Here is a 17,891-nt window from a genome sequence, read left to right on the forward strand (position 1 = left end):
CGCGCCACTCTACATCAAAAGGCCCCATATCGCCCTGCACCTCTATTCATCATGCGTTTAATCGACGATGCGTAAACCATCGACACAGGCGCATAAACGTAAGTTTATGCCGTTTTCGTTAGCTAGACATGTCAAAGCCAAGGTGCTTAGCGACGGTAAAGATGTCTTTGTCACCGCGTCCGCACATGTTCATAACCAATAGGTGATCTTTGGGCAGCTCAGGCGCGATTTTCATGACATGCGCCAAGGCGTGCGATGGTTCGAGCGCGGGGATAATACCCTCTAAAGCGCAAGATAGCTGGAACGCCTCAAGGGCCTCAACATCGGTGATCGCTACATATTGGGCGCGACCGATGTCATGCAACCAAGCATGTTCAGGCCCAATGCCCGGATAATCGAGGCCGGCTGAAATGCTGAAGCCTTCAAGGATTTGCCCCACATCATCTTGCAACAGATAGGTCCGGTTCCCGTGCAGCACGCCGGGACGACCCCCCGTCAAGGATGCGCAATGCTCCATCTTGGCGTTCACGCCTTTACCGCCGGCCTCAACCCCGATGATGTTGACGTCCTTGTCGTCCAAAAACGGATAGAACAGGCCCATCGCATTGGAGCCACCACCAATCGCCGCAATCAATGTATCAGGCAAACGCCCTTCGGCAGTATGCATCTGCTCTTTGGTTTCTTTGCCGATGATCGCCTGAAAGTCGCGAACCATCGCCGGGTAGGGATGCGGTCCCGCGACAGTACCTATGCAGTAAAACGTATCGCGTACGTTGGTCACCCAGTCACGCAACGCGTCATTCATGGCGTCCTTCAGCGTACCGCGGCCAGAGGTTACGGCAACAACTTCGGCCCCCAGCAAACGCATACGGAACACGTTAGGGGCCTGACGTTCAACATCATGGGCGCCCATGTAGACCACGCATTTCAAACCAAACTTCGCACAGACCGTCGCGGTCGCAACACCATGCTGACCCGCGCCGGTTTCGGCGATGATGCGCGTCTTTCCCATACGCCGGGCAAGGATGATCTGCCCCAGCACATTGTTGATCTTATGCGCACCGGTGTGGTTCAGCTCATCACGCTTGAGGTAAATCTTGGCGCCGCCCAAATGCTCGGTCAGGCGCTCAGCATAGTAAAGCGGGCTGGGCCGGCCGACATAATGTGTCCAAAGGTCATGCATCTCGGCCCAGAACGTCTCATCCGTCTTGGCGTGCTCATACTGCTCTTCCAACTCAAGGATCAGCGGCATCAGCGTCTCGGACACAAAGCGCCCGCCAAAATCTCCGAAACGGCCCTTTTCATCGGGACCGGTCATGAAGCTGTTAAAGAGATCGTTGGCCATTGAACACCTGCTTTTTGCGCGTCAGGCAGGATTAGCGCCAACAAGGCAAATGGTAAAGCAGCCATCCGGTCGCAGAGGTCGCGACAGGTTGCCTGTGATGCAAAAAGGGGCGGCCGATGCCACCCCTTCCCCGAAACGCGTTTGACTTACTTCACGCTTTTGGACGACGCCGTGCAAAACCGAATGCGCCAACAGCCGTCAGCATCAGCAGGATACCCGCAGGCAGCGGCACGGCAGCGATGGTAACATTGTCGATCAAAGCCCCGCAGTTACCGCAACCATTGAACCGTGATCCGCCCAAAGCCGCAAACGACAATGCGATGGTCTGATCGCTGTCGATGGTAAAGTTGGCGACGACATTCGTCCATGCACCATGCGGATACGCAGGGTTAGGTGCGCCGGTGATGATGTTGTCGATATATGTCTCAGCCGCGCCTGCGACCGAATAGGACATGTCGTTGGTGGTTGTTGGGTCAGCATTCACGCGAGGGCTATACCAGAAGCTTAGGCTATAGCTGCCCGCATCCAACGCGATGTTCTGGAAGATACCGGCATCTTGGTTGGTGTCCAACTCGGCGTAGTAATTGCCGTCTTGTGCATCAATTGAACCCAAAGTGCGATCAGACTGAATTTCGATATTTGGCGAGCCTGTCCAACCGGGAACCGAAGAGAAGATGTTCCAACCGCTGCCATTCAATGCACCGTCGCCGATATCTTCAAAGCTGCCGTTGATGACCGTTGCAGCACTTGCACCAGATGTAGCGATTGCCATAGCGGCGGCGAGTGCTGATATCTTGAACCACTTCATCGTAAATACCTTTAAACCAAACTCTTTCTTTGTGTTTAGCTACCACAATCGCACCCGCAGAAACAAGGTTACAGCGACCCTCACCTTTCTTTAATCACGGCAGCGGAAACAGTCGCCGAATAGCGGCCGGACTGTTCTGACTTCGGCAGGTTCATACAACTCTAGCGTTTGGGGTGGATATGCCTATCCACAGGCACCAATGGCAAGATCGTCTTTTGACAACAGATTCGGTACATCAGCCGCCGTCGTCGCAGATAAGCCGAATCGGACGCGGTCAGCGCCCTCTTACCTGCGCATAAAGTTGCCACTTCAGCGGATAATTGACCCAATTGGCGGGTATTAGTTCGCGTCAGTGTCGGTATTTCGACCAAAACGGGGGATTCACGGTATTTCTTCGAGACCTCAAAATGCCTATAGTCGTTTGATAAGCAGGCACAAACCTGCCGCGTGTGTTTGCTTGCTGGTTGGGAGGCCAAAATATGATCCGTTCCGAGCTGATCCAGAAACTCGCCGACGAGAACCCGCACCTTTATCAACGCGATGTTGAAAAGATCGTTAATACAATTTTTGAAGAAGTCATTGAAGCTATGGCGCGTGGTGACCGCGTTGAACTGCGCGGTTTTGGCGCGTTCTCTGTCAAAAAGCGTGACCAGCGCATTGGACGCAACCCGCGCACCGGTGAAGCGGTCGCAGTTGAAGAAAAGCATGTGCCGTTCTTTAAAACGGGCAAATTGCTGCGCGACCGCCTGAACGGTGGCTAGGCGCGACATCTCTGCACCGTCATTTCGGTGAATTGCGGTTCACCGCGCGAGACAACTACGGTATGAGTGAGCCATGAAAACACTTCGCTATGCCTTTTGGGCCATCGTTGGCCTTTGCTTGATCCTGATTGGCCTTGCCAACCGCGATATCGTGACCGTGCGCGCCATGCCCGAAGCATTGGGCGACCTGCTGGGGTTATCCCCTGACATCCAACTACCGATGTTTGTTGTGATCTTCATCGGTGTCGGTGCCGGATTGATGATCGGGTTCTTGTGGGAATGGGTGCGCGAGCATCGCATCCGAGCAGAGGCCCGTGCCAAAGCGCGCGAGGTCGAAAGTCTGCGCCGTGAGGTGGAACAACTGCGCGGTGCCGCCGCTGGTGCCAAAAGTGACGACGACGTTTTGGCGCTGCTTGAAAAGACCGGCTAATGTCTTCGCTAACTCGGATCAAAATTTGCGGGCTGCGCGATGCAGCACTGCTGCAAGCCGCTGTCGATGCGGGGGCGGCCTATGTCGGGCTTGTGTTTTTCCCCAAGTCGCCGCGCAATGTGTCGATTGAGCAAGCCGCAACCCTGGCCCAGGCTGTCCCCCCCGGCGTGGCGAAGGTTGCTTTGGTTGTTGATGCTGATGATGCGCAGTTGGACGCCATAACCAGCAAGGTGCCATTGGATATCTTGCAACTGCATGGTCATGAAACGCCCCAGCGTGTTGCGGACATTCGCGCCCGCTATGGTCTGCCAGCTATGAAAGCGGTTGGCGTTGCCGATGCCAGCGACTTGGCCGCTTTGGACAGCTATGCGCAAGTGGCCGACCAGATCCTTGTTGATGCAAAACCACCCAAAGACGCCGATCTTCCGGGTGGCAATGGCTTGTCATTCGACTGGCGCTTGATCGCGGGGCGGCGCTGGCCTGTCCCATGGATGCTGGCGGGTGGCCTGACGCCTGAGACAGTGGCAGAAGCGATTGCTCTGACAGGTGCCACGCAGGTGGACGTGTCGTCAGGCGTTGAGACATCACCGGGCGTCAAAGATGCAGCACGGATCGCCGCATTTTGTGCGGCCGCACAGGGAAGGTAACGCGCTGTTTGCATTGCCGCCAACGTTGGTGAAGCAAGCATCACACCTGTCGCCGGTTTTGTGGCATTCGTCAGTTCAGTTGACAGGCGTCAACCAAATTCGCACGGTTGCCTCAACCCAAAGATGAACATCATTTATGTTGAGCTGATACTCTATGATCAAAGCAATTTTAAACGCCTTCAAATCCACGCAATTAGTGACACTGCGCAAGCCGAGTGGGGCAGTCGCTGGTCGCCCGATCGATGTGGTTGCCGCACTATTCATTTTCCTTGGTGCCGCCGCATTGGTAAGCCGCAGCTACATATCAGGTCCTGCTACGGTGTCATTATGGGGCCTTCAGGGTTTTGTCGCCACCTTGGCCGTCAGTGTTCTTGCGGTGACAATTGGATGCATCATCCTGCGTCGAGAAAAGGAATTGGGCGCAACGCTTGTTGTCCTGACGATGAGCATGTGTGTCTCGACACTTCTGATTGGTGGCATATGGTTCGCGTTCAAGGACAGAACATTCGCACAATCATATACGTTGTTTTGGGTGTTGGGGGTAGCTCCTGTCTTTGTCGCGCTTTGCCGCCAAACAGCGACAGCAAGATGGTACCAAGCATGGTCTGGTGCGGTTTTGTTTGGATTTTGGCTTTTGGCATCCATCGTCCTTGGACACTACTATGGGCAGTCGTATATCTTTGAGGTCGCCTATGACACAGAAGAAACCACCGATTATGACTATGGATCTCTTGCAGACCCCGAAGTCATATACCCCCAACAGGCTGATTTGTTGGGCGGACAGCTTACAGACCTTGAAGCAAGTGCCGACGATCAGGCTGACATGTTTGTACTACTTGGTGCTGGAACGCCCAACCAGAGCGTGTTTCAGCGGGAAATTGACCATCTTGAAACGCTCGCAGCTACCCGGTTTGACGCGCAAAACCGCACTATCAAATTGGGTCCTACGGTCGACGATCCCCTTCGTTTGCCGCTTCTCAACCGGACAAATTTGACGCAGAGTTTGAACGCAATTTCCAATATCATGGACCCCGCACAGGACCTTGTCTTCATCTTCCTGACATCACACGGTGGACGCGCAAGCCTGTCTACATACTTTCCCGGTCTGAATGCGCGCAACCTAAGCAGCGCTGAAGTCGCTCAGGCGATCGACCAAAGTGGTGTCGCGAACGTCATCATCGTCGTTTCCGCATGTTACTCTGGATCATTCGTCGACGAGCTTGAGGCGCCGGATCGGCTTGTCCTGACGGCTTCCGCCGCTGATAGATCATCCTTTGGCTGCGCGGATACAAATACCTTCACCGATTGGGGCACTGCATTTTTCGATGCATTGGAGGATACGCTAGACTTCCACCAAGCGGCACTGCGCGCGCAGGCGACAGTCGCAACAGAAGAGGCAGAACGCGGTTATGAGGCATCGCTCCCACAAATTGCAGAGGGCGAAGCGATTGGCGAGATACTAGAAGCCTGGGTTGCGGCGCGGTTGCCAAACTAACGACAGCGCCCAATCTGAACCGCTTTGCAGTGAGCTGCGCTGCAGTCGCATCGGCCCCAAAGAAAAGCCCCGCCGCAGTTTCCTGCGGCGGGGCCAATTCGTTCAGACTGCGAAGTCAGACTTACTCGTCGCCCTTCAGCGCTGCGCCAAGGATATCACCCAAGGATGCACCGGAGTCAGACGAGCCATACTGCTCAACCGCTTCCTTCTCTTCCGCGATCTCGCGTGCTTTGATCGACAGACCCAGCTTGCGGGTCTTGCTGTCGATGTTGGTCACGCGCACGTCGACCTTGTCGCCCACGCCGAAACGCTCTGGGCGCTGCTCGGCACGGTCACGGGACAGATCAGAGCGACGGATGAAGGATTTCGCACCTTCATAGTCGACCTCAACGCCGCCGTCTTCGATCTTGGTCACTTCAACAGTGATGATCGAACCACGCTTCACGCCGCCAACGGCTTCTGCGAACGGATCACCGTCAAGGGCTTTGATAGACAGCGAAATACGCTCTTTCTCAACGTCAACTTCAGCCACTTTGGCCTGCACGATGTCGCCCTTGCGGAAATCACCGATGACGTCTTCGCCGCGGCCTTCCCATGTCAAGTCAGACAGGTGGACCATGCCGTCGATGTCGCCTTCGAGGCCAACAAACAGACCGAATTCGGTGATGTTCTTAACTTCGCCTTCAACCTCAGTGCCCTCAGGGAACTGCTCTGCAAAGACTTCCCATGGGTTGCGCTGTGTCTGCTTGAGACCAAGGGAAACGCGACGCTTGGCGCTGTCAATTTCCAGAACCATGACTTCGACTTCCTGCGAAGTAGACACGATCTTGCCGGGGTGTACGTTCTTCTTTGTCCAAGACATTTCGGACACGTGCACCAGACCTTCAACGCCGGCTTCCAGTTCAACAAATGCGCCATAGTCGGTGATGTTGGTCACACGACCCTGATGTACGGAACCAAGGCTGAACTTCGCTTCAACAGCATCCCACGGATCATCCTGAAGCTGCTTCATGCCAAGGCTGATACGGTGAGTTTCCTTGTTGATCTTGATGACCTGCACCTTGATCGTCTCGCCAATGGCAAGGATCTCGGATGGGTGGTTCACACGGCGCCATGCCATGTCTGTGACGTGCAACAGACCGTCAACACCGCCCAGATCAACAAACGCACCGTATTCGGTGATGTTCTTGACGACGCCGTCAACTTCCTGGCCTTCAGTCAGGTTGCCGATCACTTCGGCGCGCTGCTCTGCACGGCTTTCTTCAAGGATCGCACGACGGGATACAACGATGTTGCCGCGACGACGGTCCATTTTCAGGATCTGGAATGGCTGCTTCAGACCCATTAATGGGCCCGCGTCACGCACAGGGCGGACGTCAACCTGAGAGCCGGGCAAGAATGCGACAGCGCCGCCAAGGTCAACGGTGAAACCACCTTTGACGCGGCCGAAGATTGCGCCATCGACGCGCTCTTCGTCAGCATATGCTTTTTCCAAGCGATCCCATGCTTCTTCACGGCGCGCCATCTCACGAGAGATAACAGCTTCGCCGCGGGCGTTTTCAACTTGGCGCAGGAACACTTCGACAGTGTCACCAACGGCCAGTTCAGCCTCTTCACCGGGATTTGCGAATTCTTTGATATCAACGCGGCCTTCCATCTTGTAGCCCACGTCGATGATGGCTTGGCCCGCTTCGATTGCGATCACCTTACCTTTGACAACTGACCCTTCAGCGGGTGTGTCCATTTCGAAGCTTTCGTTCAAGAGTGCTTCAAACTCTTCCATAGTATTAGCCATGTGGCGTCGTTTTCCTAACGTTTGGTTTTATACGGGCCGTGCGGTTGTCTCCGCCGGTCTTTGGGTTTCAATTGGTCGCAAGCGCGCGTTGCGGAACATAAAACAACAGGGCCGGTTACTCACCGACCCCGCTCAAGTCTCACGTCCGCGCCTGTCTCGACACTTCGACAGGGCGGCGTATAGGGGGGTTTGGGCTTGTTTGCAAGGGGATTTGCGAATGCAACACTTGTGACATTCTCCTGCGATGTAGCACTTCGCTCACTATCGGCTTTCGGTTCTCGGTGTAAATGTAGCAGCGACGATATGCTCATGTCGCGGAACGTACGTTTGAGCAAACAACTGGTAATTGTGGGGGGCATCGTGACCTCGAAGCTTATGCTCATTCACAGCCTGCGTGACAACATCTCGCATCTCAGGGAACGGACGAGTGAAGTTGCTCCAGTCAGTATACATCACTTGATAGTCATTCTCGCTATTGCCGTAGTCGACCCAATTTCTCGCACGCTCCGGAGTAAGCTGACGCCTCTTGAGAGACACCTTACTGAACTTACTTGGAATTACGTCTAAAGCATCTTCGAATGCCAAATGTATCAGTAGGGGCAAATCAATTGGCTCGTCAGGATGGCATCGCAATGCCACTTCGACTTTCATTATGACGCGCTTAATCTGTCGCATCGAAAGGTCACTCGCTGGCGCAATCACTCGCGTCATATCGGCGGCAGCCTCAACGGAAAAGGCTTTATCCGGTCCAATTGGTTGGAAGTCTGGCATCATAGTAAGGACCAGACTGGCAGCCGCTTCCCCAAGTGCCTCATTCGTCCGAGGCAACTGCAGACGGATATCAACAAACTTGTCCAGATACCGCTCACCTTGCTGCGCATCAGAGAACCGCCTGTTTGCCAAAGCCTCCAAATGATCCGCATTTACCATCAGCACAAAAGCAAAGCCGGGCTGACTAAACACCAGCTTCATCGCCTCAAGCAGCGCAATTGCATAATCTGGATGGCAGCGATCTAACTCATCGATAATAACAACGATCCGTCTATTCGGCGCGCCTTCGGTGATTGTATCGAAGAGCACTTTCAAATGTTCTGGCAGTTCTTTGGTACGGGCCTTATCGGCCTGCAGTTGATGCGCGATCAAGCCACCAAGGTAGTCGGAAAGCTCTTTGCCAACTTCGTCAACAATTTCAGACAACATCGCCTCAGCATCCGACGCCTCGGTCCCGTCACCAACAAGCGCTTCACCAATCTGATCAGCAGCGCCACGTGTCAGGACGTTCACGGCAACCTTGCTGCCAACAGCCCCCACCTGCTTTGCGCGCTGCCAAAATGCTTTTCGCCGCTCCGGCTCGCTTTCCGGTATCAACGCCAGCAGCGCGCCCAGAAACGTCACAACCGGATCGCCGGAATGATCCGACTGCTGGGCGTCAATCTCGACAACGATTTCGCCTTGCTGCCTTAGATGCTCTGCCCAAGCCTTCCGAAAGAACGTCTTACCATGGCCGAACCCAGCCTCGATTGAGATGACCTTGCACTCTTTCTCGCCCTCATCAATTGACTTGATCAACCGCGTGTAGCTCGCCCCGATCTCTCGAAAGCCAAGTTTGTCACCCTCCCAAGGGTTCTTCTGCAATGTGTCGGTCAAGGAAAGCTCCGTCGATGCAATCAATGTGTCAAAATACCTTTAGTTGAACAAAAGCACAGCGACACACCAATTTCCATATGACGTTTTAGGACACCCCCAAAACCTCACCCAGCTTGTCAAACGCCTGCATCCAGCCGCCTTCGCCCTGGCTCCCTGCAGGCACACCGGCGTGGGTTATTGTCATGACCGTTTTGCCGCCCGCCTCTGACAACTCGACAGTAACTTCGGTTGTATCCGGTGTCCCTTCTGGCATGCCCATCACTTGCGGTGAGATCACGTTCCCATCCGCGTCACACATGCTTTCAGTATAGACGAGTCGGTTTGGCGCTGAGACCTCTTTGTAAACGCCCGTGAACCACATCGTCATCACCCGCTCGGGTCGCTTCATTTCCATGCAGATCTTGCGGGTGCCGCCGACTTGCACATCCATTTCGGCGACCGGGACCGAAAAACCCATCGGGCCGTACCATTTCTGAAACTGCGCGGGGTCTGCCCACATGTCCCAGACGGTCTGAATTGATGCGTCAAAGCTGCGTTCGATTTTCACCCAATCTGTCATGTTACTTACCTTCCAAATCCTTAAGTATTTCGGTCATCGTATCAAACCGCACATCCCAGATATGACGGTATTGCTCGGTCCATTCCGCAACTGCCGCCAGCGGGGCGGCGTTCAGCGTGCATGGGCGAAACTGCGCGTTGCGCGCGCGCGTGATCAGGTTTGCCCCTTCCAGAACCCGGATGTGCTTTGAAACGGCAGGCAGGCTCATCTCAAAGGGTTCTGCCAGTTCATTTACTGTCGCTTCGCCTTGTGCCAAGCGCGCAAGGATTGCGCGGCGGGCCGGATGGGCAAGAGCTGCGAAGGCGGCGTCAAGCTGGGTAACTTCATTCATCATTCAATTATTAAACCACAAAGTTAATTAATCAAGTGGTTAAATAATGCCATGTTAGATAGCCATTGCGGCAAAACCCATCATTCGGGCGAACATCATGCTGTATTAGGTCTCTGGAATACGATTGTAACGCCGCACTTGGTCCGCGGCTTCCAACGAGTCGCGATGTACGATCGGAAAAGCGTCCGCATCAATGCTGTGGGCCTGGCACAAGTGATGCAGCAGGCTACCAGGCGGCGGTGTGCCTGTTGCACCTCTCCGCGTCAGGCGACGCCTGATCCCCGTCGCGTAGAGGTGCAAAGACATGCTGTCTTCGCGCAGTTGATCCACATCATATGGGGTTGGTGTTTCCAGCAACGTCGCTGAGTGACGTGCCGCTATCGGATAAAGGTAACTGAACGGTTTTGCGTGCTTTTGCTCACCAGTCGCGTAGATGAAATGGCCGAATGCTTCGGGGCCTGTAACACCAACGGGCAGGCTCTCGAATGAGACCTGATCGTGGTCTTGTTCAATCAGATCCACTTGCTCGGGCGACCACCACGGCGGGATACGTCCCGTCGCACTGACAAAGTCTTCCATCGCCAGGACAGCAGGGCTTTCTCGTGGCAAACGCAGCACACCGTTTGGGATAAACCGCCGCTTGCGCGGCGCGAACAGATAGCCTGCGTCAGCAAGATGCGGGCGCAAAGCATAGACATCCGCATCAACCCAAATGTGGTCGGTCTTACGCATCAACAACACGCGAAATATGTCCGAGTGGATGCGTGGATCGTCAAGCTGATCCTTGCCCCAGTACTTTTGCGTAAATGTATGATCCATGACCTCGCGGGCGTCACGAATGTCCGCATAGTCCGGTGGATCTTCCACATCATCATAAAGGTACAGGATCGGTTTCTGACCTGCGTCATAAAATGACTTAAGACTTAACCGCTCCAAGAACGACAGTTTTGGCCCAATCCAAAGTGTTGCAACCGTATCGGTCATTCTTGCGCCTTTTGTCGGTGAGTGTTGGATCATCTGATCTTATGGATTTGCGCATGTAAATCCCAAATAGAGGCAGACTGCCTCATAATCAGAGCATCCAAACACCAGAACTCCGCTCGGCGCAAAGTCCCGCTAAACTTGGTCTATAGCCTTCTGAACGGCGGCAAAGTAGGCCCCGACCTGTGCGCCATCAACCAATGCGTGATGGACCTCTAGCGTCATGGCCATGTCCCAGTATCCATCACGTTCCACGAATTTGCCCCATGTTATGCGCGGGATGCAGTCGTCAGGGCCAGGCAAAGCATTGTTGATCGACGTATAGTCCAACCACGGCATGCAAGACAGGTAGGCCAAATCATCACGCTCGCCGCTATTCGCTTGCAGCGCACCGCCCTTGGCGACCTCATCAATCAGTGCCTTGGCCTGCGTATCGAAGTGCACAAAATTGGCCAAGTACGGGACATAAGCATAACCAAAGCTGCCCGCTTCGGTCGGAACTGTCATCGACAATGTCACCATGTCATGCGCAACCACCAGGTCATCGCGAAACCGCATGCATAGTTCGGGCACGGCGTGCAGCCCAGCACCGATGGCATAAAGGCAGGCGCGATAAGGCGCGACACCGTCGGCCTTGCGCCGCATCAGGTGGGTTACATCCAACCGCGTGGTCGTGGCGTAGTGCGGCTGCTGATAGCTGCGGAAAAAGCGAAACTGCGCGGCACGTGGCCAGCTTTCAAGATCAACGATGTGATAGGACATGTCCAAGTGGTGTCAGATTTTCCGAAGGTGTGCCAGCGCTGTTTGGCATGAAATGCAAACGGTGCCGTCAGCCAAAGCTGCGGCACCGCATCATTTTCAGGTTGTCGCAGCAATCAGCGGAACAGCAATGTGTCCTGAAGAGCCGCGAGATTGGCCTTGTACTCGGCAACAGCCTGATCGCCCGGAATGCCAAGCGTGTCTGCCAGCGCGATCCAGTTATCAACGCGCGTGTCAGATACCTGTGACAGCTCGGCCAGCAATGCATCACTCGCCTTGACGGTGTTCAATCCAGTGGTCAGCATATGCGATCGGTGGCCGTTGTCGAAGGCGTCCCAGGATGCAGAGCGATGCGCCAGAAACTCACCCGAGACAGCGGCAATCGCCTGTTGATCCATGGGTGAGATTTGACCCCATGCTTCATCAGACAACACGATCGAAAACGTTGGGGTATAGAGGCCATTATCAACCTCGGTTACGGTCCGGTCTTCTTTCCAGACCCCAACGGCACGGGCCGCGCCATGCGCCATAAAGAACGTCAGCGTTCCATTTTCCGCTTCGTTCTGTGCCATCAGCTGCATTTCAGTTTCTTCGCGCACGGCCGCCGGGCCACGCGTATCAAGACCAACAAAGTATGGCACCGCATAGTTGTTCATATCCGCGATGCCCTGACCTACGACAACAGGTTCGTTACTCAACCGCCAGATATGTGCGGTTGGTGCTGCCACAAAACCCAGCAATTTGGCCTCATCAAAATAGTCGGTCTTGGACAGGTGGTTCTCGTGCAGGTTCCAAAGCGATACTGCTGTCTGCTCTGCCGAGCCACCCATCAGAGGGATCATGGGCAATTGAAGTAGCGGATGGCTGTCTGCAAGGTATCCGTTAAAGATGTAAGCGCCATCAACCTGGCCTGTTGTGACAAGATCCAGCTGTACCACTGGATCGCGGTTCATCACGGGCGGGTCAATGAACTGAACGCGCCCGTCGGTCACTTCGGTGATTTCGGCAAGATAGATATCAATAATCCCGCTGTTCATGATGAACTTTGGTGCGGACGTCTTGTTGAAGGTAAACACCAATGGCCCGGACTGGGCAGACGCAACCTCAACTTCCGGCGCTGGTTCCGCGACAGGCTCTGCCACAGCGACAATCGCGGTTTCGCCGGCTGCGCACGGCACCTGCAGGACCTGACCCACAAAGATAAGGTTCGGGTTTGAACCCACCACATCGCGGTTGGCGTTATACAGATCGTCAAAGATCGTGCTGCCATAAGCGCGCTTGCTGATCGCACTGAGCGAGTCGCCACTGGCTACTGTATAAGTCTGACCGCAAGTGATCGGCGTTTTGTTCTGGGCCAGCAGTGCACCGGGCAAGGCACCAATAAAAACAGCGGCAATTGTGCCGCTGACAAATGTCTTAGTCATCAATTCTTCTCCAAACCATTACCGCGCGAGAACGCTGAAAATCCCAGCCAGTTATTCACGCAAACTTGTTCACAAGGATGGTAGGTAAGGATTGATATTAGCTAAAGTATGGCCTCGGCGCAGATGCGCGAGCCGAAACAACACCTAAGAGCGCAACCCTAGATATCCTGCCCGCGCTCTAGCAGGTCTTCGATCAGCTGACGTTGCAAATCAGCACTGTCGCCAGCCCCGAACTGCGCTGCCCCGCCACTGTAAAGCGTGCCATAAGTGGTCGCGATGTTGACGGTTTGCGCCACGCCAGAGATAAACTGATCCCGCTCCAACTCTTTGAACGGGTGAATAAAAACACCCCATAGCCGCCCTTGCGCCACGGCATAGCGTGCATCCAGCGCACTATCAAAATTGGCCTGCATTACGCGCTGCATTTCCTCGGCGGTCATCGTCTCGGCCGAACGGATCGGCACCATCGCCCGCATTCGGTTAGCAGCAACGTCGGTGACGATCAGGACCGGAATATCGTCAATCACAAAGGAAAAACCTGATCCGGTCACGCCCGCCTCGGGATCAAGAGCCAGAACAATCTCGGCCATCCGGCTCAGCGTCATATGCGGTTCTGCCTCTTGGGCATGAACAGAGACGGGGAACAAAAATGCGACAAGGGCGATAATGCGGATCATGAGCAAACTCCTTTGCCTTAACCCTAAAGCGCGACCTCCAAGACACCAAAGCAAGCTTTGGTGAATGTCTGCAACAACCGTTACCTGCGCGCGTCGGCCACAATGGCGACGGCCTGCGCAATCGCCTCGTCAATGCTCAAGTCAGACGTATCAACCAACACAGCATCCTGCGCCGGAACCAGCGGTGCAGCAGCCCGGTTGCGATCGCGCGCATCCCGCTCTTTGACATCGGCCAGAACAGTTTCCAGTGTGATGTCCATGCACTTGGCCGACAGTTCCTGAAACCGGCGTTCTGCACGGCAATCGGGGCTTGCCGTTACAAACAGCTTCACGTCCGCATCCGGGCAAATCACTGTCCCGATATCGCGCCCGTCCAATACCGCGCCACCGTCACGCCGGGCAAAACTGCGCTGAAAGGCGACCAGCGCCTCGCGCACCTGCGGGATCACAGCAACCTCGCTTGCAGCTTGAGCCACTTGGGGTGTACGCAAGCTGTCGTCTTCCAGATCGACCGGGTCCAGTGCCTGTGCCGCCGCAATCGGATCGGCACCTGAAATAACCTTCGCCCCAACGGCCCTGTACAGCAGCCCCGTATCGAGATGCGCAAAGCCAAAATGCGCCGCGACTGCCTTGGAAATTGTACCCTTGCCAGCCGCAGCAGGGCCATCAATCGCAACGGTGAAACTCATCCGTTGGTCCGCACCAATTGGGCGCCCAGACCACCCATCAGGTCTTCGAAAATCGGGAAAGAGGTTGCGATTGGGCTGCCATCATCAATGCTCATGGGTTTCTGTGTTGCCATGCCCATCACCATAAAGGCCATTGCGATGCGGTGATCCAATTGGCTGGCAACCGTCGCACCGCCCGGCACATTCCCATGCCCAAGCCCCGTGACTTTGCACCAATCAGGCCCCTCATCAACGATGACACCCGCTGCACGCAGCCCCTTGGCCATTGCATCAATGCGGTCGCTTTCCTTGACCCGCAGTTCTTTGACACCCTGCATATCGGTCACGCCATGCGCAAAAGAGGCCACGACAGACAAAACCGGATATTCATCAATCATGCTCGCCGCACGCGCGGGTGGAACGGCGATGCCTTTCAGATCAGGCGAAAACTTCGCGCGCAGATCGGCAACCGGCTCGCCGCCTTCCTCGCGCATGTTCTCATAGGTCAGATCAGCACCCATTTCCTGCAAGGTGGTGAACAAACCGGCACGGGTCGGGTTCAGGCCAATGTTGGGCACCAGAACATCAGACCTCGGCGTAATGATCGCAGCACAGACCGGAAACGCTGCCGAAGACGGATCGCGGGGCACTACAATCGTCTGTGGGGTCAGTTCAGGCTGACCATCCAGCGTGATCACCCGGCCCTCGTCGGTGTCTTCAACGGTTAGGGTTGCGCCGAACCCTTGCAACATCCGCTCCGTATGATCGCGGGTCGCTTCCTTCTCGATCACAACAGTCTGACCGGGTGCGTTAAGGCCCGCCAAAAGCACCGCAGACTTCACCTGCGCAGACGGCACAGGCACCACATAGCGTACTGGCACGGGATCAGTGGCCCCCACCAAGGTCATCGGCAACCGCCCACCGGCGCGCCCAACGGTCTGCGTGCCAAACAAGGCGAGTGGATCAGTGACCCGCCCCATTGGACGGCTGTTGAGCGAGGCATCACCAGTAAACGTCACGGTAATCGGCGATGTCGCCATCGCACCCATGATCAAACGCACGCCGGTGCCCGAGTTGCCGCAATCAATAACCTGTTCCGGCTCAGCAAAGCCACCGACACCCACACCGGAAACAGTCCATTCACCACCGCCGTGATTGGTCACTTTCGCGCCAAAAGCCTGCATCGCCTTGGCCGTGTCCAGCACGTCCTCACCTTCAAGCAGCCCGGCAATATGCGTTTCACCCACACACATCGCACCAAGGATCAGCGAGCGATGCGAAATCGATTTGTCGCCAGGCACATTGGCCTCACCCGTCAAAGGGCCGCAAGGGCGGGATGTCATCGGGATCGGGGTGCCGTGACCGGACATGAGGAATTCCTTCTTACTTCGCGCGGTTGATAGCGCAGGGCAAAGGCAGGGTCCATTGCCCGCATTATCATCTTGCCCGAAAAACTCTGCCCGGAGGATCCTGCCCTCACACCCGACGGAAGGTCAGATAATGAGGCGTGCGGCCTTCGCGCAGCGCCTTTTGCTCATAGCGGGTTGAGAGCCAATCAACCCACGGGTTGCGCCAATCGGCAGGACCTTCGGCCACCCACTCAAACCCATGTGCAGGCACCTGCTCCAGGGTCTGACGCACATAATCCTTGATATCCGTCGCCACGCGCAGTTCCGCCCCCGGTTTCATCACCCGGTGCAGCGGGGCCAGATGCTCTGGCGTGACAAACCGCCTGCGGTGATGGCGTTTCTTGGGCCAAGGGTCAGGATAATTCAAGAACACCTTCGACAGCGTTGCATCCGGCAGTACATCGAACAGATCGCGCACATCACCGGGATGCACACGCAGATTGTCGACCTCAGCCTTGCGGATTTTCCCCAAGAGCATCGCCACGCCGTTGATAAAAGGCTCGCAGCCAATCAAACCCACGTCAGGATAGCTCTCGGCCATATGCACCAGATGCTCACCGCCGCCAAAACCGATTTCAAGCCAGATGTCCTTTGCGCCGAAAACGGGCGTCAGATCAAGCGGTGTGCGATCCGGATTTTCGTCCCAACCAATCGGACCGGGTGACAATGGCGCCAGATCATTTTCAAGATAGTCATGCTGCGACGCACGGATCGTCTTGCCTCGAAAACGGCCGTAGAAATTGCGCCACGGCGCACCGGAAGGATGTTTGGTCTTGCTCATGAGCGCGCTTTAGCAAGTGCCGCGCGCCAGCGCAATCGGCGGGTGGATCGTGATCCACCTTACCCATGCACCACCAAGCGTAAGGTGGGTCTTGACCCACCCACCTGATCAAACAGCGCGCTTGAGCGCCTCAACCAGATCAGTCCGTTCCCAGCTGAACCCGCCATCGGCATCGGGCGCACGACCGAAGTGACCATAGGCTGCCGTACGTTCGTAAATCGGCTTATTCAACTCAAGGTGCTGACGAATACCGCGTGGGGTCAGGTCCATGACTTTGGCAATGGCACGCTCAATGGCGACAGGCTCGACCTCGCCCGTACCATGTGTATCAGCGTAGATCGACAATGGCTTGGCGACGCCGATCGCATAACTCAGTTGGATCGTGCACCGCTCCGCCATACCCGCAGCCACAACATTTTTGGCCAAGTAACGCGCCACATAAGCGGCAGAACGGTCTACTTTGGTCGGATCCTTACCTGAGAAAGCGCCGCCGCCATGCGGGGCTGCCCCGCCATAAGTATCTACGATAATCTTGCGCCCTGTCAGACCTGCATCACCATCAGGGCCACCAATCACAAAGGTGCCCGTCGGGTTCACCCACCACTCCGTTTGCGGTGTGATCAGGCCATCTGGCAGGACTTCAAGAATATAGGGCTCAACAATCGCTCGAATGTCAGCACTGGTCTGGCTTTCTTCGCTGTGCTGGGTGGACAGCACGATTGAGGTTACCTCAACCGGTTTGCCGTTTTCATACCGCAGCGACACCTGGCTTTTGGCGTCAGGGCGCAAAGTGGGTTCTTCACCTGATTTACGCACTTCGGCCAAGCGCCGCAAAATCGCGTGGGCGTATTGGATCGGGGCGGGCATCAATTCCTCGGTCTCGGTCGTGGCATAGCCAAACATGATCCCTTGGTCGCCGGCACCTTCGTCCTTGTCCTTCGCTGCATCAACACCTTGGGCGATATGCGCCGACTGCTGATGCAGCAGGTTCGTGATCTCACATGTGGCGTGGTGAAACTCGTCCTGCTCATAGCCGATGTCTTTGATGCAAGCGCGTGCGATATCCTCAACGCGGCCCATGTAGTCTTTCAACTTGGACTGGTCCGACAGACCCACCTCGCCGCCGATCACCACGCGATTGGTCGTCGCGAAGGTTTCGCACGCCACCCGCGCTTCTGGTTCTTCGGTCAAGAATGCATCGAGAATCGAATCTGAAATCCGATCACAGACCTTATCGGGGTGACCCTCAGAAACGGATTCCGAAGTAAAAATGTAGTTTTGGCGTGCCATGGGGATGTGCTCCAGTGAAATTTACTGTCACGTCAGGAAGCCGTTGTGACAGCGTTGCGCTCCCGCATAGGGGGTGCCTGAGGG

At 55.6% G+C, this 17,891-nt stretch carries 18 protein-coding genes and 1 riboswitch; of the genes, 4 read left to right on the top strand and 14 right to left on the bottom strand.

All coding sequences use genetic code 11. From position 1 onward, the window contains the following. Positions 1–118: 118 nt before the first annotated feature. Positions 119–1,345, bottom strand: a complete 1,227-nt coding sequence (gene trpB, locus MWU60_RS12920; protein WP_247227765.1) for a tryptophan synthase subunit beta — start codon at positions 1,343–1,345, stop codon at positions 119–121. Between the two features lie 151 nt (positions 1,346–1,496). Beyond that, positions 1,497–2,153 carry a VPLPA-CTERM sorting domain-containing protein gene (locus MWU60_RS12925; RefSeq protein WP_247227767.1) on the bottom strand — a complete coding sequence of 219 codons (657 nt, stop codon included), beginning with the start codon at positions 2,151–2,153 and terminating at the stop codon, positions 1,497–1,499. Positions 2,154–2,632: 479 nt separating this feature from the next. Between MWU60_RS12925 and ihfB the strand changes: the two genes are divergently transcribed. The 4 genes from ihfB (at position 2,633) to MWU60_RS12945 (ending at position 5,486) form a co-directional block, all read left to right on the top strand. Then, positions 2,633–2,914, top strand: a complete 282-nt coding sequence (gene ihfB / locus MWU60_RS12930) for an integration host factor subunit beta (RefSeq protein WP_247227769.1) — start codon at positions 2,633–2,635, stop codon at positions 2,912–2,914. Between the two features lie 73 nt (positions 2,915–2,987). Next, positions 2,988–3,344 (top strand): LapA family protein, encoded by a 357-nt coding sequence (locus tag MWU60_RS12935; RefSeq protein WP_247227771.1) that lies wholly within the window; start codon positions 2,988–2,990, stop codon positions 3,342–3,344. Next, on the top strand, positions 3,344–3,991 hold the full coding sequence (locus tag MWU60_RS12940; RefSeq protein ID WP_247227773.1) for a phosphoribosylanthranilate isomerase: 648 nt from the start codon (positions 3,344–3,346) through the stop codon (positions 3,989–3,991). The genes MWU60_RS12935 and MWU60_RS12940 overlap by 1 nt, the downstream gene beginning before the upstream one ends. 154 nt (positions 3,992–4,145) lie before the next feature. After that, the gene (locus tag MWU60_RS12945) at positions 4,146–5,486 is read left to right on the top strand and encodes a C13 family peptidase (RefSeq protein ID WP_247227780.1); all 1,341 of its coding nucleotides are present in this window, start codon (positions 4,146–4,148) and stop codon (positions 5,484–5,486) included. A gap of 121 nt (positions 5,487–5,607) precedes the next feature. On the opposite strand, the gene rpsA is transcribed toward MWU60_RS12945, so the two are convergent. The 12 genes from rpsA to metK all read right to left on the bottom strand — a co-directional run bounded on the left by rpsA (position 5,608) and on the right by metK (position 17,807). After that, positions 5,608–7,281: a 30S ribosomal protein S1 gene (rpsA, locus tag MWU60_RS12950; protein ID WP_281493289.1), complete on the bottom strand. Its 1,674-nt coding sequence runs from the start codon at positions 7,279–7,281 to the stop codon at positions 5,608–5,610. 261 nt (positions 7,282–7,542) lie between these two features. Continuing rightward, positions 7,543–8,928, bottom strand: coding sequence for a P-loop NTPase fold protein (locus MWU60_RS12955; RefSeq protein ID WP_247227782.1), 1,386 nt, complete (start codon positions 8,926–8,928; stop codon positions 7,543–7,545). A gap of 85 nt (positions 8,929–9,013) precedes the next feature. Then, positions 9,014–9,487 carry an SRPBCC domain-containing protein gene (locus MWU60_RS12960; protein WP_247227784.1) on the bottom strand — a complete coding sequence of 158 codons (474 nt, stop codon included), beginning with the start codon at positions 9,485–9,487 and terminating at the stop codon, positions 9,014–9,016. A 1-nt stretch (position 9,488) separates the two neighbouring features. Continuing rightward, positions 9,489–9,818: a metalloregulator ArsR/SmtB family transcription factor gene (locus MWU60_RS12965; RefSeq protein WP_247227792.1), complete on the bottom strand. Its 330-nt coding sequence runs from the start codon at positions 9,816–9,818 to the stop codon at positions 9,489–9,491. Positions 9,819–9,923: 105 nt separating this feature from the next. Next, positions 9,924–10,802, bottom strand: a complete 879-nt coding sequence (locus MWU60_RS12970) for a hypothetical protein (protein WP_247227794.1) — start codon at positions 10,800–10,802, stop codon at positions 9,924–9,926. Positions 10,803–10,934: 132 nt separating this feature from the next. Further along, entirely contained in the window at positions 10,935–11,561 is a 627-nt protein-coding gene (locus tag MWU60_RS12975) for a chloramphenicol acetyltransferase (protein ID WP_247227796.1), read from the bottom strand. Positions 11,562–11,674: 113 nt separating this feature from the next. Continuing rightward, entirely contained in the window at positions 11,675–12,982 is a 1,308-nt protein-coding gene (locus MWU60_RS12980; protein WP_247227797.1) for a LysM peptidoglycan-binding domain-containing protein, read from the bottom strand. A gap of 158 nt (positions 12,983–13,140) precedes the next feature. Beyond that, complete coding sequence (locus MWU60_RS12985) at positions 13,141–13,659, bottom strand: hypothetical protein (RefSeq protein WP_247227798.1); 519 nt, start codon at positions 13,657–13,659, stop codon at positions 13,141–13,143. An 80-nt stretch (positions 13,660–13,739) separates the two neighbouring features. Next, positions 13,740–14,348 carry a (d)CMP kinase gene (cmk, locus tag MWU60_RS12990; RefSeq protein WP_247227799.1) on the bottom strand — a complete coding sequence of 203 codons (609 nt, stop codon included), beginning with the start codon at positions 14,346–14,348 and terminating at the stop codon, positions 13,740–13,742. Beyond that, positions 14,345–15,697 (bottom strand): 3-phosphoshikimate 1-carboxyvinyltransferase, encoded by a 1,353-nt coding sequence (aroA, locus tag MWU60_RS12995; protein ID WP_247227800.1) that lies wholly within the window; start codon positions 15,695–15,697, stop codon positions 14,345–14,347. Before aroA ends, cmk begins: the two co-directional genes overlap by 4 nt. 106 nt (positions 15,698–15,803) lie before the next feature. After that, a complete protein-coding gene (trmB, locus tag MWU60_RS13000) occupies positions 15,804–16,517 on the bottom strand; it encodes a tRNA (guanosine(46)-N7)-methyltransferase TrmB (RefSeq protein WP_247227801.1) in 714 nt (237 codons plus the stop codon). A gap of 108 nt (positions 16,518–16,625) precedes the next feature. Continuing rightward, a complete protein-coding gene (gene metK / locus MWU60_RS13005; RefSeq protein WP_247227802.1) occupies positions 16,626–17,807 on the bottom strand; it encodes a methionine adenosyltransferase in 1,182 nt (393 codons plus the stop codon). A 7-nt stretch (positions 17,808–17,814) separates the two neighbouring features. Continuing rightward, a riboswitch (SAM-SAH riboswitch) is annotated at positions 17,815–17,862 on the bottom strand. Positions 17,863–17,891 lie beyond the last annotated feature (29 nt).

It is taken from the genome of Yoonia sp. F2084L, from assembly GCF_023015625.1.
In the GTDB taxonomy this organism is placed as follows: domain Bacteria; phylum Pseudomonadota; class Alphaproteobacteria; order Rhodobacterales; family Rhodobacteraceae; genus Yoonia.

What these genes read in the sequence shown, in the direction of transcription:
- MWU60_RS12975 (WP_247227796.1), bottom strand. Translation starts at nt 11,561, where the DNA reads ATGTCCTATCACATCGTTGATCTTGAAAGCTGGCCACGTGCCGCGCAG.
- MWU60_RS12925 (WP_247227767.1), bottom strand. Translation starts at nt 2,153, where the DNA reads ATGAAGTGGTTCAAGATATCAGCACTCGCCGCCGCTATGGCAATCGCT.
- ihfB (WP_247227769.1), top strand. Translation starts at nt 2,633, where the DNA reads ATGATCCGTTCCGAGCTGATCCAGAAACTCGCCGACGAGAACCCGCAC.
- MWU60_RS12980 (WP_247227797.1), bottom strand. Translation starts at nt 12,982, where the DNA reads ATGACTAAGACATTTGTCAGCGGCACAATTGCCGCTGTTTTTATTGGT.
- MWU60_RS12970 (WP_247227794.1), bottom strand. Translation starts at nt 10,802, where the DNA reads ATGACCGATACGGTTGCAACACTTTGGATTGGGCCAAAACTGTCGTTC.
- trmB (WP_247227801.1), bottom strand. Translation starts at nt 16,517, where the DNA reads ATGAGCAAGACCAAACATCCTTCCGGTGCGCCGTGGCGCAATTTCTAC.
- trpB (WP_247227765.1), bottom strand. Translation starts at nt 1,345, where the DNA reads ATGGCCAACGATCTCTTTAACAGCTTCATGACCGGTCCCGATGAAAAG.
- cmk (WP_247227799.1), bottom strand. Translation starts at nt 14,348, where the DNA reads ATGAGTTTCACCGTTGCGATTGATGGCCCTGCTGCGGCTGGCAAGGGT.
- MWU60_RS12960 (WP_247227784.1), bottom strand. Translation starts at nt 9,487, where the DNA reads ATGACAGATTGGGTGAAAATCGAACGCAGCTTTGACGCATCAATTCAG.
- MWU60_RS12940 (WP_247227773.1), top strand. Translation starts at nt 3,344, where the DNA reads ATGTCTTCGCTAACTCGGATCAAAATTTGCGGGCTGCGCGATGCAGCA.
- MWU60_RS12935 (WP_247227771.1), top strand. Translation starts at nt 2,988, where the DNA reads ATGAAAACACTTCGCTATGCCTTTTGGGCCATCGTTGGCCTTTGCTTG.
- rpsA (WP_281493289.1), bottom strand. Translation starts at nt 7,281, where the DNA reads ATGGCTAATACTATGGAAGAGTTTGAAGCACTCTTGAACGAAAGCTTC.
- MWU60_RS12985 (WP_247227798.1), bottom strand. Translation starts at nt 13,659, where the DNA reads ATGATCCGCATTATCGCCCTTGTCGCATTTTTGTTCCCCGTCTCTGTT.
- MWU60_RS12945 (WP_247227780.1), top strand. Translation starts at nt 4,146, where the DNA reads ATGATCAAAGCAATTTTAAACGCCTTCAAATCCACGCAATTAGTGACA.
- metK (WP_247227802.1), bottom strand. Translation starts at nt 17,807, where the DNA reads ATGGCACGCCAAAACTACATTTTTACTTCGGAATCCGTTTCTGAGGGT.
- aroA (WP_247227800.1), bottom strand. Translation starts at nt 15,697, where the DNA reads ATGTCCGGTCACGGCACCCCGATCCCGATGACATCCCGCCCTTGCGGC.
- MWU60_RS12965 (WP_247227792.1), bottom strand. Translation starts at nt 9,818, where the DNA reads ATGAATGAAGTTACCCAGCTTGACGCCGCCTTCGCAGCTCTTGCCCAT.